This window comes from Pseudorhodoplanes sp., assembly GCF_059499825.1.
Map to the genome: position 1 here is coordinate 137,658 of NZ_JCABZI010000019.1, position 13,730 is coordinate 151,387.

The 13,730-nt window shown below is 62.6% G+C and carries 10 protein-coding genes; 3 read left to right on the forward strand and 7 right to left on the reverse strand.

What is annotated here, in order from left to right; genetic code table 11:
* Positions 1-21 precede the first annotated feature (21 nt).
* The 6 genes from AC5I5I_RS23515 to clpS form a co-directional block, all read right to left on the reverse strand.
* Positions 22-1,764 (reverse strand): DUF3300 domain-containing protein, encoded by a 1,743-nt coding sequence (locus AC5I5I_RS23515; protein ID WP_495977171.1) that lies wholly within the window; start codon positions 1,762-1,764, stop codon positions 22-24.
* 224 nt (positions 1,765-1,988) lie between these two features.
* A complete protein-coding gene (locus tag AC5I5I_RS23520; RefSeq protein WP_495977173.1) occupies positions 1,989-2,171 on the reverse strand; it encodes a hypothetical protein in 183 nt (60 codons plus the stop codon).
* Positions 2,172-2,447: 276 nt separating this feature from the next.
* Positions 2,448-3,761: a gallate dioxygenase gene (locus AC5I5I_RS23525; RefSeq protein ID WP_495977175.1), complete on the reverse strand. Its 1,314-nt coding sequence runs from the start codon at positions 3,759-3,761 to the stop codon at positions 2,448-2,450.
* A gap of 108 nt (positions 3,762-3,869) precedes the next feature.
* A complete protein-coding gene (locus AC5I5I_RS23530) occupies positions 3,870-4,379 on the reverse strand; it encodes a DUF6636 domain-containing protein (protein ID WP_495977176.1) in 510 nt (169 codons plus the stop codon).
* A gap of 74 nt (positions 4,380-4,453) precedes the next feature.
* Positions 4,454-6,910: an ATP-dependent Clp protease ATP-binding subunit ClpA gene (clpA, locus tag AC5I5I_RS23535; protein WP_495977178.1), complete on the reverse strand. Its 2,457-nt coding sequence runs from the start codon at positions 6,908-6,910 to the stop codon at positions 4,454-4,456.
* Positions 6,911-7,216: 306 nt separating this feature from the next.
* Entirely contained in the window at positions 7,217-7,552 is a 336-nt protein-coding gene (gene clpS, locus AC5I5I_RS23540) for an ATP-dependent Clp protease adapter ClpS (RefSeq protein ID WP_495977180.1), read from the reverse strand.
* Between the two features lie 393 nt (positions 7,553-7,945).
* On the opposite strand from clpS, the gene AC5I5I_RS23545 reads away from it, so the two are divergent.
* Both AC5I5I_RS23545 and AC5I5I_RS23550 read left to right on the forward strand, forming a co-directional pair.
* Positions 7,946-9,256, forward strand: coding sequence for a vWA domain-containing protein (locus AC5I5I_RS23545; protein WP_495977182.1), 1,311 nt, complete (start codon positions 7,946-7,948; stop codon positions 9,254-9,256).
* Positions 9,257-9,560: 304 nt separating this feature from the next.
* On the forward strand, positions 9,561-11,240 hold the full coding sequence (locus AC5I5I_RS23550; RefSeq protein WP_495977184.1) for a pilus assembly protein TadG-related protein: 1,680 nt from the start codon (positions 9,561-9,563) through the stop codon (positions 11,238-11,240).
* A gap of 87 nt (positions 11,241-11,327) precedes the next feature.
* Here the strand turns inward: AC5I5I_RS23550 and AC5I5I_RS23555 are convergent, their stop codons facing one another.
* On the reverse strand, positions 11,328-11,678 hold the full coding sequence (locus AC5I5I_RS23555) for a phasin family protein (protein ID WP_495977186.1): 351 nt from the start codon (positions 11,676-11,678) through the stop codon (positions 11,328-11,330).
* A gap of 296 nt (positions 11,679-11,974) precedes the next feature.
* Between AC5I5I_RS23555 and AC5I5I_RS23560 the strand changes: the two genes are divergently transcribed.
* Entirely contained in the window at positions 11,975-13,693 is a 1,719-nt protein-coding gene (locus AC5I5I_RS23560) for a serine hydrolase (RefSeq protein ID WP_495977188.1), read from the forward strand.
* Positions 13,694-13,730: the final 37 nt, after the last annotated feature.

Sequence of the window (13,730 nt, forward strand, 5' to 3'; positions counted from 1 at the left end):
GGTGATATCCGGGAAACGGGACTACAGACCCTGCGCCATCCGCGCCTGCCCTGCCCAATAGTAGTAGGTCTGCATCTCAAACCCGATCCGGTCGTAGCGAACGCGGAGATAGCCGTCGCGTCCCCGCGTCACTGCATCGGGCCGCACCATTTGCGCGTCCTGCGCCATGACGCCGACATAAGTTTGCGGATTGCCGCGATACCGGAAGCGATACAAGCCAAGGCCGTTGTCGAGCCGGCCGACCAGCGCAACATCCGTCTTCAACCGGATGTCGGACCGGTGGCCACCCCCACCGCCGCCGCGGAAGCCGCCACCTCCACCGCCACGGAAGCCGCCACCACCGCCGCCGCGAAAGGCTGCGCCACCGCCGCCACGGAAACCGCCGCCACCGAACGCCGCTCCTCCGCCGCGATAGCCACCACCGCCGCGGAACGCCAACCCGCCGCCGCCATAGCCTCTACCACCCCGGAACGCAGCCCTGCCACCGCCGGGATAGCCACCGCGAGATCCAGCGGCACGAAAATCGCCGCCGCCACGTCCGGCAAAGCCGCGGCCGGCATAACCGCGGCGTCCGTCCCTGACATTCATGCCTGCACGGCCCGGATAGCGGCCGGCCATGCGGCCGTTCTGACCCCGCTGGCGATAGGCTGCCCGATTGCCGTCAAAACGTTGCCCCGCGCGCTGGCCCGATCGGGCGCGGTTAGCCTGTCGCGTCCCGGCATTGGCGGCACGATCTCCGCGCGCGGCCCGTGTCCCCGCCGCATCGCGGCGATTTGAGTCTGCGCCGCGATTGGCGCGGTCGCCGCTCGGCCTGACCACCTGACGGCCGTCACGGCCGCGGAAGTTCAGTTGGTCGCGGCCGCCCTGCCTGTTTCCGAACTGCCGTTGCAGGCGATCATTGGCGTATCCGACACCGCGCCGGTGTTCGGGGCGATGCGTCCAGCGATTGCCGTTGCGATAATAGAGGTTGTTGTTCGCCCAGTTGCAGCGCCCGCCCCAGTAATAGCCGCCGCCCCAATAGCCGAGGCCGTAGCCGACACCGAACCAGATGCCGCTGGCGAGGACGTCACTGGCGAAGTATCCGGCGTAAGGAAAGAAGTACGGCGGGTAGTCCACATAGGGCCAGTCGCCATACACGATCGCAGGCTCGTAATACGGTACATAGATCAGATCCGGATCGACCGGTTCGATAGCGATGACCTGCCGGGGCCCGGCATTTCGCACCGTGACCTTCTGTTGCTTGTTGCTGACCAGCTTGTCCCGGCCGCGGGCTTTCGCACGCAGCCGCTGGATCGCGTCCATGACGTCGGCTTGCTGGGCTAGCACGGCGTCGCCGAGCTTTCGGGTCCATGCCAGTTGCGTGCTCATCATCTCCAGCACGGTCGGCGTGGCGACCAGAGATTTCACGCTCTGATCCCAGCTCAGCTTTTCGAGCGCCGCCTTGCGCTGTTCGTCGCTCAGCTTCTTGTTGGCGTCGAGCCAGCGCTGGGCCTCGACCACCTCGAGTGGATAGGTCGACGCCATCAGGACGAGCGACAGCAGATCATCGGGGTAAAGCGCGATCGGCGCGACCAGCGCCTCGAGTTCGGCGGGCTTCAGGAGTTCGGTCGCCACCGCGGGCTCGATCAGAGCCTCAGTCTTCGGTGCGGCAGGCGACACAGTGGTGGGTGCCGCCGGCACTGGCACATCCTGAGCCCTCGCCGAATGTGACGATACCAGGATGAGTGCCGCCATCGACACGACCACGCGAACCACGGACTTCATTGACGCCTCCGGCAGACAGTCGCCCACACTCGACATGGCACCGTCCTAGTCAGCCAAGATGGCTTATAGGAGGCCAGTTTCAATGGCAGCGATGTGCATCAATCCAACACCTGCCTTTTAAAACCTGCATGCAGGACGCCGTGATCAGCGTCGCGAAAGCCGCAAGCATGACGTGACGGGTGCCCCGCACCGCATTCCAAACGTCATCCGCCGCAACGGTTGGCCTAATACGGCCGTCCGTGCTTCTCGAGCTTGTCGGCCATGTCGTCGAATTGGTGGGCGGCATCCTCGAACATCCGCCTGGCAACCGTCTCGGAGGTCGCCGCCGCCTTGAGTTTGGCTTTCACAGCACGCTCGCGGAATTCATGAACCTTGTTCTTAATTGCCCGCGTGTCCGATACCGTCATGCTTTATCGTCCAGTACACCACGTTATCGTTTTCGACGAAAACCCGATGGCTGGATATAAATTAAGACACAGCGCTGACGTTCCTCCCCAGGAAAAAGCCGGAGTGAATGCGCGGCCGGTATCGGGATGGCGTGCGCGCCGGATTTCACGGCGCGCGGATGCACGAAGCGTCGGCCGTTCGCGATGCACAAGAAAATGCCGCGCCGGCTCATCCGCGTGGCATCGACAAGACCGAAAGAGCGCGCCCTGAGTCGCGGACGCTGATCCCGTTTTGCGTTAAGCGTCCGCCTTCGCCCTGTCTCGGGCGTCCTTGTCCCAGGCGAAGCTTTTCGCATCCTTGCCCGCGACCGAATAAAGCGCACCCGGAGCGTTGCGGGTTTTCATGAAGTCGTCGAGCGACTCGCCGCGCATCCCGGCATAGATGTGCAAATTGGATGAGCCGGTGACCGCGGCAAGCTTCTCCAGCATGAAGAAGTTCGCGCCGTAACGGATCAGGGCGCGCCAGTCCTGCTGCCGGATCATGTCGCGCTCTTCCGGGCTGAGGCGCGCTTCGGCAAAGGCCGCTTCGGGCTCAGCGAGAAACCGCGCGCGATGCGCTGGCTCGACCAGCCGGTGCAGGAACTTGTTGATCCGGTAGCCCTTCAGCGAGCGCGCATGCGTGAACGGATAGGTTCCGGTGAGCGTCTCGGCACCCTCCAACTGCCGGCCGATATGCGCCCGATGGCGTTCGGCGGTGGCAGCCGGAACAGCGATCGCTTCGTTCTCGTAGATCGCCGTCGCGATGCCGGTGACCGATGGCAGGTAATAGCTCTGATGCACCTTGCGGACATTCGCCGACATCGCGCCGCGCATCACCAGCCACATGATTACCTCCGCGCCTTCCAGGCCGCCGAGCCGCGCAAACTCGGCATGCGTCATCTCGGTGAGCTTGACCGGGTCGCGCTCGATCAGGTCGAGGAATTGCTCGTCCCATGCGGTGTTGTTGAAGCCGGCGCGTTCGCCATGCACCTGATGCGACAGGCCGCCGGTCGCGACCAGCGCGACCTTCAGGTCTTCCGGGTAGCTTTCGATCGCGCTGCGCAGCGACTGACCGAGCTTCCAGCAGCGCAGCGCCGACGGAATCGGAAACTGCAGCACGCCGACCTGCAAGGGCACGATCGATACCGGCCAGTCCGGCTCGTGCGGACACATCATCGACAGCGGCGAAAAGCAGCCGTGGTCGAGCGCATGATCCTGGAAGAAGGACATGTCGAATTCGTCGGCCATCAGCGCCGCGCCGATATGATGCGACAGCGGCGCATGTCCCCTGACCGGCGGCAGCGCGCGGGCACCGCCGCCCTCGTCCGCGACCTCGTAACGATCGTCGATGCCCAGGGTGAAGGCGGAATAATGATCGAAGAAGAACGAGGTGACGTGGTCGTTATAGACCATGAACAGCACGTCCGGCTTCTTCTCCGCGAGCCAGGTCTGGATCGGCTTGTAGGCTTCGAAAATCGGCGCCCAGACCGGATCGTTGCCCTTGTTGCGGTCGTAGGCGAAGCCGATGGTGGGCGTGTGCGACGTCGCGATAGCGCCGATGATGCGGGCCATGGTGCAGTCTCCGGGAAATGTCCCGGACACGCTGCGGGGCGGCTCTGCCCACAACATTGATCTGGCGCAAAACAACGGACAGCCGGACAACAGCCGTCCGGGCTGTCCCTAATCGACGCGGCCGCCGACCGATTTGCCGGTGTTTAACTTGCCGCCCTGCTCACCGCGCAGGATGGTCTGGGCGCTTCGGGACAATTCGAAACCCGCGCCGAGCGAGTTCAGGCAAGACACGCCGGTGCGCTCGGAATGACAAACGAAGTCGCCGCGCTGCCAGCGTTCGCCATAACCGAGAACCGGCAGCCGGTCGTCCATCACCGTGTCGCCGTAACAGATCGGCCCGGACTCATTCTTTCGCCCGAACACCTCGAACGCCTGGCCCCATTCGTTCTCGCAGTCGCGGGGCCTCGGCAGCGGCCGATTGGCGATCTGCTTCAGGTCGCAGCGCAGAACGGAGTCCGTGTCGAAATACTGGCAATGGATATTTCCGGACGGAGACCGGAACCCGTTGTCCAGCGTCATCCGCTGTGCGGCGGCCGGGCCGGCACCGACACCAATCACGGCAAGCATCGCGACGATCATGCCGGATCGCAACAGGTCAACGCGACACGCCCCGATCAACAATCTCTCCTGCCGCTTCAGATGGAGTTCGCAGATGCGGAAACGCCCGGCTTTGACCGGGCGTTTCGATGCAATCAGGCCTTAACCAGCGGCACCTTCGGCACCGAGCCGCGGCCCGAGGGGTCGGAACCGCCCGGCCCGCCCTTTCCGCCGCTGCCGCCAGATGGCGGCTTCGGCTTGCGCTGCGGCGGCTTGCGCTTGGCCTTGGCGCGCTCCGGCGGCAGCTTCTCAGGCTTCGGGGTGACCGGGCCCTCAAGATATTCGAAGCCCAGCGCATCGCGGCCGGTCTCGTCTTTCTGCACGACCACCTTCACGTGGCCGCCATCCTTGAGCCTGCCGAACAGCACCTCGTCGGCCAGCGGCTTCTTGATGTTCTCCTGGATCACCCGCGCCATCGGGCGGGCACCCATCAGTTCGTCATAGCCGTTGGCGATCAGCCAGCGCGACGCCTCGTCGGACAACGCGATCGTGACATTGCGGTCGGCCAGCTGGGCCTCGAGTTGCATCACGAACTTCTCGACCACCTTGGAGATCACGTCCTCCGACAGGTGCGCGAAGGTGATGACCGCGTCGAGACGGTTGCGGAATTCCGGCGCGAACAAACGGTTGATCGCCTCGATGTCGTCGCCTTCCCGCTTGTTGCGGGTGAAGCCATAGGTGCCCTTGGCGAGATCGGCGGCGCCCGCATTCGTGGTCATGATCAGGATTACGTTGCGGAACGACACCTGCTTGCCGTTGTGGTCGGTCAGCCGGCCGTGATCCATGATCTGCAGCAGCACGTTGAACAGATCCGGATGCGCCTTCTCGATCTCGTCGAGCAGCAGCACGCAATGCGGATGCTGGTCGACACTGTCAGTGAGCAGGCCGCCCTGATCGAAGCCGACATAGCCCGGAGGCGCACCGATCAACCGCGAGACGGTGTGACGCTCCATATATTCCGACATGTCGAAGCGGATCAGCTCGACGCCGAGCGAGGACGCAAGCTGCTTGGCGACTTCGGTCTTGCCGACGCCGGTCGGACCCGAGAACAGGTAACAGCCGATCGGCTTTTCCGGTTCGCGCAACCCGGCCCGCGCCAGCTTGATCGAGGCCGACAGCGATTCCACCGCCTTGTCCTGGCCGTAGACCACGGTCTTCAACGTGTTCTCGAGATGCTGCAGCACCTCGGCATCGTCCTTCGACACGGTCTTTGGCGGGATCCGCGCCATGGTGGCGATCGTGGTCTCGACTTCCTTGATGCCGATGGTCTTCTTGCGCTTGGAATCGGGCAGCAGCATCTGCGCCGCGCCGGATTCGTCGATCACGTCGATGGCCTTGTCCGGCAGTTTGCGATCGTGGATATAGCGCGCCGACAATTCCACCGCCGCCTTGATCGCGTCGTTGGTGTATTTCAGCTTGTGGTATTCCTCGAAATACGGCTTCAGCCCTTTCAGAATCTCGATTGCGTCCGGCACCGAGGGCTCGTTGACATCGATCTTCTGGAAGCGACGGACCAGAGCCCGGTCCTTCTCGAAATACTGCCGGTATTCCTTGTAGGTGGTCGAACCGATGCAGCGCAGCGAGCCCGAGGCGAGCGCCGGCTTCAGCAGGTTCGAGGCATCCATCGCCCCGCCCGAGGTGGCGCCCGCACCGATCACGGTGTGGATCTCGTCGATGAACATGATCGCGTCAGGAGTAGCCTCGATCTCCTTGATCACCTGCTTGAGCCGCTCTTCGAAATCGCCGCGATAGCGGGTACCGGCGAGCAGCGTTCCCATGTCGAGCGAGAACACGGTGGCGTTCTTGAGCACGTCCGGAACTTCGCCATGCACGATGCGGCGGGCCAGCCCCTCCGCGATCGCGGTCTTGCCGACACCAGCATCGCCCACGAACAGCGGGTTGTTCTTCTGGCGCCGGCACAGCACCTGGATGGTCCGGTTGATCTCGGAATCGCGTCCGATCAGCGGATCGATCTTGCCGTCCTTGGCCTTCTTGTTGAGATTGACGCAATAGGCGTCGAGCGCGTCGCCCTTCTTCTTCGGCTCGTCGCTGCCGCCCTTGGCATCGGTGTCCTCGTCGGCGCCACGAACCGGACGCGACTCGGTCAGGCCCGGCCGCTTGGCGATGCCGTGGCTGATATAGTTCACCGCGTCGTAGCGCGTCATGTCCTGTTCCTGCAGGAAATACGCGGCATGGCTCTCGCGCTCGGCAAAGATCGCGACCAGGACATTGGCGCCGGTCACCTCTTCGCGGCCGGACGATTGCACATGGATCACCGCGCGCTGGATCACGCGCTGGAACCCGGCGGTCGGCTTTGAATCTTCGCCGCCATCGGTGACGAGATTTTCCAGTTCCGCTTCGAGATAGGCGGTCAGCGAACGGCGCAGCTTGTCGAGATCGACATTGCAGGCGCGCATCACCGCGGCTGCGTCGGAGTCATCGAGAAGCGCAAGGAGCAGATGCTCAAGCGTTGCGTATTCGTGATGGCGTTCGTTGGCGAGCGCGAGCGCCCGATGGAGTGATTGTTCGAGGCTGCGCGAGAAACTTGGCATTCGATGTCCCTAAAGGTCCCCAGGACGACTTGTTACAGGACAAATAGCGTCAACAGATCCTGTTCCAAGAAATCCTGATATGTGGCCGCCCCCGGCCGTGCGTCCCCTCATCGACGACGTAATCCCCAAGACGCGATTCAACTTGGTCTTCTTGGTCTTCATCCAGCGTAGTCTTCATTTCAAACCGATCAGCATCCCGAACCGATCAGTCCCGCAGTCTGCATCCGGTTGAGGTCTTCGTCCAACCAAGACTTGGTCCAACCAGGACTTCACCCAACTTAAGTCTTCAGCACCCGCACGCCAGATCTACTTCTTCTCCATGACGCATTGCAGAGGATGGTGATGTTTGCGGGCAAAGTCCATCACCTGCGTCACTTTTGTTTCGGCGACCTCGTAGGTGAAGATGCCGCATTCCCCGATGCCATGATGATGGACGTGCAGCATGATCTGGGTTGCAGCCTCGCGATCCTTGTTGAAAAATCGCTCCAGCACATGAACCACGAATTCCATCGGCGTGTAGTCGTCGTTCAGCAATAGCACCCGGTACATGCTCGGGCGCTTGGTCTGCGGCCGCGTCTTGGTGATGACGGCGGTGCCCGGCGCGTTGGAATCCTGCCGCTTCTTGCGGTCGTCGTCGGCCATCCGCGGCGCGTGTTGCGGCTCGCGACCCGACCAACGCAGGCGGAACGAGACGGGATCGGAAAAAGGCATGGCAGTTTCGGGCATTCGCACAGCTTCGCGCGTCGTGATCGGGTTCTGGCCAGGTCGCAGCCACACTCATAGTAATGCGGGAGCAAGCGCTGTGCCAGACCGGCGGAAATAGGCGACGCCTGCAAAAACGCAAGGCCGGCGAACGACTTGGGGATAGTGGTGCGCGATGGCACCAGCATCCCTGAAAGCACCCATGATCCTCCGAAATACGGATAAATCGCGGCAAAAGCTCCGAAAACCGTTCCAAATCGCGGCATCGTTCCTCAACGTCTGAGATCAGATAGTGACGCCGGTGAGAATGATCCGAGTGTCGGAGCCGGCGGCATGTTGCCTTTAGGTTTGCGTGGACGATTCGCTGTGCGGCTTGCCGGGCGGTTTTTCAGGTGCATCGACGGTGGCGCCGCCCCGTTCCTGGCCCTCTCGCTGATCCCCTTGATGGGTTTCACCGGCGCCGCGATCGACTACGCCCGCGCCAATGCAACCAAGGCCGCACTGCAGGCCGCCCTGGATTCAACCGGACTGATGCTCTCCAAGCGCGCGGAAACGATGCCGGCCGGCGATCTCGCAGCCGCAGCGACCGCGCTATTCAACGCGCAATTCAATCGTCCCGATGCACAGAATGTCACGATCACCCAGCAATTCAGCACCGCCCAGCAAGGGAGCTTTACCCTGAAGCTGATCGGGACGGCGACGGTTCCCACCCGTTTCGCCACCCTGGTCGGGACCTCGGAGCTTACGGTGTCCGCGACCTCCGAGATCGTCTGGGGGATCAAAAGGCTGAACCTCGCCCTCGCGCTGGACAACACCGGATCTATGTTATCCAGCGGCAAGATGGCCGCACTGAAAACCGCCGCGCATAACCTGCTCGATACTCTCCAGGCCGCCGCCAAGCAGCCCGACGACGTCAAGGTGTCGATTATCCCCTTCGCCACCGACGTGAATATCGGCGTCAACTATAAGGATGCGTCCTGGGTCGACTGGGAACAATGGGAGAATGTGAACGGCACGTGTTCGTACTCCTCCTACAAGACGAAGACGTCGTGCCAGAATGCTGGCCGGACATGGACCGTCGCCTCCAGGAATACCTGGAACGGGTGCGTCTGGGATCGCGACCAGAATTTCGACGTGCAGAACACCGCCCCGGGCGCCGCGCAGGCGACCAAGTTCCGCGCCCACCAGGCGAGCAATTGCCCGACGGCGCTGATCCCGCTCACCAGCGACTGGAGCGCGCTTCACACCAAGGTGGATGCGATGACGCCGGCCGGCAACACCAATGTCGCAATCGGCATGGCCTGGGCCTGGCAAACGATCTCGGCGGTTGAACCGATGAATGCGCCGGGCCCCGCCCCCGACCTCGATCGGGTGATCGTGCTGCTCACCGACGGGCAGAACACCGAAAGCCGCTTCTCCACCTCGCAATCGTCGATCGATTCCCGGACCGAGAAAGTCTGCGCCAACGCCAAGGCGGACAACGTCAAGATCTATACCGTGCGCGTGATCAACGGCAACGCTACGCTGCTGCGCAATTGCGCCACCAAGCCGGAATGGTTCTATGACGTCGACGAGGCTCAGCAACTCAATGCCGTGTTCTCCTCGATCGCGCAGAACCTCGCCAATCTGCGGATTGCGAAATAGGGGTTGCGGCGACCGGGGGCGAGCAGCGCTCAATCGGCCAGTGCCGCCTATCCATGCGGGCCGCTTGCCAAGGTCGGTTGCATCGTCCGGTTGGGGTTACCGCTCCGCGCACCATTCGATTTTGAGCGTATCCGTTTACGAATTTTAACGACTTTTCCCGGTCGCATTTTACAGATGTTTCAGGCGGGTGGCTTACAGGTCAGGCTGACCAACAGCCACCGGTACGCCCATGAACATGATGTCCCGCCTGCGTTCCGCCCTTTCCCGGTTCGGCCTGTTTCGTCGGGATGACCGCGGCAACGTGATGATCACGTTTGCGCTGGCGATCATTCCGGTGATCGGCGCGGTTGGCGCGGCGGTCGACTACAGCCGAGGCAACTCGGCCCGCACGTCGCTTCAGAGCGCGATCGACGCCGCGGCACTGTCGCTCGCGCGCGAGGTCACGAAGTTGACCCCGGCCCAGTTGAACCAGAAGGCGCTCGATTACGTTCAGGCCAACCTGAACAATGCCCAAATCAAAGACCTGAAGGTGACGCCTACATTCACCAGCGACCCCGGCGGTGAGTTGAAGCTCAAGGCCGAAGGCAAGATCAACACCACGATCGCGGGTGTACTCGGCATCACGCAAATGGACATCGGGACCGACGTCACGATCAAATGGGGCAACACGCGGCTGCGGGTCTCGCTTGTTCTCGACACCACCGGCTCGATGAACAGCGCCGGCAAGATGCCGGCGCTGAAGACCGCGGCCAAGGACCTGCTGTCCGAATTGCAGACCGCCGTCACCAATCCCGGTGACGTCTATGTGTCGATCATACCGTTCAGCAAGAACATCAATGTCGGCAAAAGCAACTGGAATGCCAACTGGCTCGACTGGACCGATTGGGAGGCCGAGCCGATCATTCTCGACACGGACGAAGGAGGCTCGAAGCCGAATTCATGGTACACTACCGATAAGGGAGGTTCCTGTCCGTTCGGAACCAGTACCAGCAACTACGGCTTCCGCTGTGTATCGCAGCCCCAGGGCACGTCGAACGTCAACAATGTGCCATCGAGCGGCAATTACAGCGGCCTGATCTGTCCCGGGACCGACAGCGGCGGGAAGAAATCCAACAAGATCGGGATCGTCTATAACGGCTGCTACAATACATGGACGAAATGTGTCGGCAGCAATTGCGCCTGCACCAGCACGAACACCTCCATCTGCAACTGTACCGGCAGCGGTTCGAGCAAGACCTGCCAGACCAAGGGCAGCTACGTCGAGCACACCTGGCGCCCGACCAACACTAACGCGACCTACACACCGGCTCTCGCCATGAACGGCAGCGTCCCCTACGCAACGCCGGCGCGCAGCACCTGGACCGGATGCATCACCGATCGCGGTACCACCTCGGGACCGAGCAACGATTACGACCGCAAGGTGACGACGCCGAGCACCAGCGTTGCCGCGTCGCTGTTCCCGGCCGAGCAAAACGAGAATTGCTCGCCGGAGGTGACAGCGCTCAGCTACAACTGGACCAGCATGAATGCCGCGATCGACGGGCTCTTCCCGAAGGGCGCCACCAACCAGCCGATCGGACTCGTCTGGGGTTGGCAGTCGCTCGTCGGTGGCGGCCCGTTCCCTGCCCCGCCTGCCAAGGACCCGAACTTTCAGTACAAGGAAGTGATCGTGCTGATGTCCGACGGCTTGAACACCCTCGACCGGTGGTACGGCAACGGCTCCAGCACCAACACCTCGGTCGATCAGCGCATGTATCAGTCCTCGAGCGTCGGCACCTGCGCCAATGTGAAGGCCGCGGACATCACGATCTATGCCGTGCAGGTCAACACGGGCGGCGACCCGACGTCGACGCTTCTGAAAAACTGCTCGGGCGACAAGAAAACGTCCGGCGACAAATTCTGGATGGTCACGAGCGGCGCGGGCCTGATCGACGTCTTCCAGCAGATCGGCAAGGAATTGTCGCAGCTCAGAATCGCGATGTGATCGTCTCGATCCCGACGTGACGTTCCAGAATACAAAAGCCCGGCCAAACGGCCGGGCTTTTTCATTTCTGCGGATGAACGCGGGTGATTACTTGGCCGGGGTCATCTTGGCCAGATAGCCCTCGTAGGGCTTGTAGGCTTCCTTGGCGAGATCGACATAAAGCTCGCCGATCTTGGTCGCCTGCGCGACGAAGCCTTCATAGGCGCTCTTCACGTAGTCCTGCTGGATCTCGACCGCCTTCTCGACGGACTTGGTGCCGAACAGCTTTTCGAGTGCGGCAGTGCCGTCTTCGAACGCCTTCTTGGAATAGTCGGCGCTCTCGACCGCGATCGCCTGTACGCCCTTGGACAGCGTGCTGAACGCATTCATGCTGGCGTCCACGCTTTCCTTGCTGAATTTCTGGAAGTCGTCGATCGACTTGGTATCGAAGTTGTTCATGTGATTTGCCCTTTGCGCCGGCCCGCAAGGCCGCATTGTCCGCGACTCCGGCCAGTTACTGGCCGTCACGGAACTAATTATGTTGCACCGCACAATAATTCAAGGCTTTTTTTTTGCAACGCAAACGAATTCATTAACCATCGGATTTTATTAACTTTTTAGAAATGCCACGCTCCTACCTTGATTGACAGTGGATTATCGGCCGCGCCCGGCACGCGGCCGGGATCGTTCGACCGCCCTAGGGGGACATCAATCGGGCGCTCATGCGCCCCAGTGAGCGGGAAGACGGGTTGACCATGTTTCGCGTATCGACCGAGGCCTCGTTCGGGCTGCGTTGTGGTGTTGCCGTGCTGGCCATCGCCTTTGCAGCCCTATCCTTGTCGGCGACAGACGCTGACGCGCGCAGCAAGCGCAAATCCGTCAAACGCAGTGTCGCGGCGACCTCGACCTCCGACGCGCGCTATGCCGATATCGTGGTCGACGCCAACACGGGCGACGTGCTGCATTCGACCAATGCCGATGCGATCCGCCACCCGGCTTCGCTGACCAAGATCATGACACTGTATCTGCTGTTCGAGCAGCTCGAGGCAGGCCGGGTCAAACTCGATACCCAGATGGAAGTTTCGGCCAACGCGGCGAGCCAGGCGCCGACCAAACTCGGCGTTCGCGCAGGCCAGACGCTGATGGTCGAGGATGCGATCAAGGCATTGGTGACGAAATCCGCCAACGACGCATCCGTGGTCATCGCCGAGCATCTCGCCGGATCCGAAGAAGACTTCGCCAGGTTGATGACGCGCAAGGCCCGCGCGCTGCGCATGACACGGACCGTCTACAGGAACCCTAATGGGTTGCCCAATCCCGCACAGGTCACGACCGCGCGCGACCAGGCGCTGCTTGGACTTGCGATCCAGGAACGCTTCCCGCGCTATTACCGGTATTTCGCGACCCGGAGCTTCGTCTATCGCGGCGTGCGGATGTCAAACCATAACCGGCTCCTGGGAAGTGTCCCGGGGGTGCACGGCATCAAGACCGGCTACATCCGCGCATCCGGCTTCAATCTCGTCAGCGCCGTCGACCGCGGCGACCGACGGATCGTCGCAGTGGTTCTCGGCGGCACCTCCGCCGGATCGCGCGATGCAAGAATGCGCAGCCTGATCGAGCAGAAAGTCATGCTCGCCTCGGTCAAGCGCACCGCGCCCAAGATCGTCGAGGTGGCCGAAGCCTCGCCGCCGCTGCCGCAAGCCTCGCCGTTCCCGAAGCCGTTGCCTGCCCAGGCCGCGCCTGCGGAAAAGCCGACCAGGGTGGCCTCTGCCACACCGGCCCGGGGCGAACCGCTCTCGCTCACGCCCACCGCGGTCGAGACCCGCGCTGCGCCCGCGCAGGTCGAGCATCCGGTTCCCGGTTCGACCGAGCCGATCAAACCGCATCTCGTCCGGACCTTCTCGGTTCAGGCCGGCATGTCCAAAACCGTCGCCGCCATGTCGATGCTGTCGCCTGAACCGATCACCGGACGCAACGCGCTTGTTGCTGGTGCGCCGGCCTCTCCGCAGCGGGAAACCGATGGCCGCAACGCGGATGCTCTCCCGCCCCCGCCGCCGGGCTCTCGCCCGGGCGTATTGGGCGTGTTGTCCTCGAAAGATGTGTCGCAGCCGCCGGCCCAGCGAACCGTGACCGCATCGGTAGCACCGATGGCACCTGCCGCTGCGTCGTCCCGCGAGCCCACCGGGACCATCTCGGCCGGTTCGACGCCGGCCGAGAGCAAGCCGCGGGTGAGCGGTTGGGTGATCCAGGTTGGCGCGTTCGGGGATCGCGACGAGGCCCGCGAGAAGCTTGCCATGGCGCAGAGCAAGGCCGGCAACCTGCTGCGCGGCGCCGCCCCCTACACCGAAATCTTCACGAAGAAAGACAAGCGCTATTACCGCGCCCGGTTCGCCGGACTGAAAGAAAGCGCCGCCGACCAGGCCTGTAAAGAATTGCAAAAGAATAACATGGCATGCTTCGCCACGAGGAACTGATTGGACTGAGCGTAACCGTAAGCGTGCGTTGTGTGGG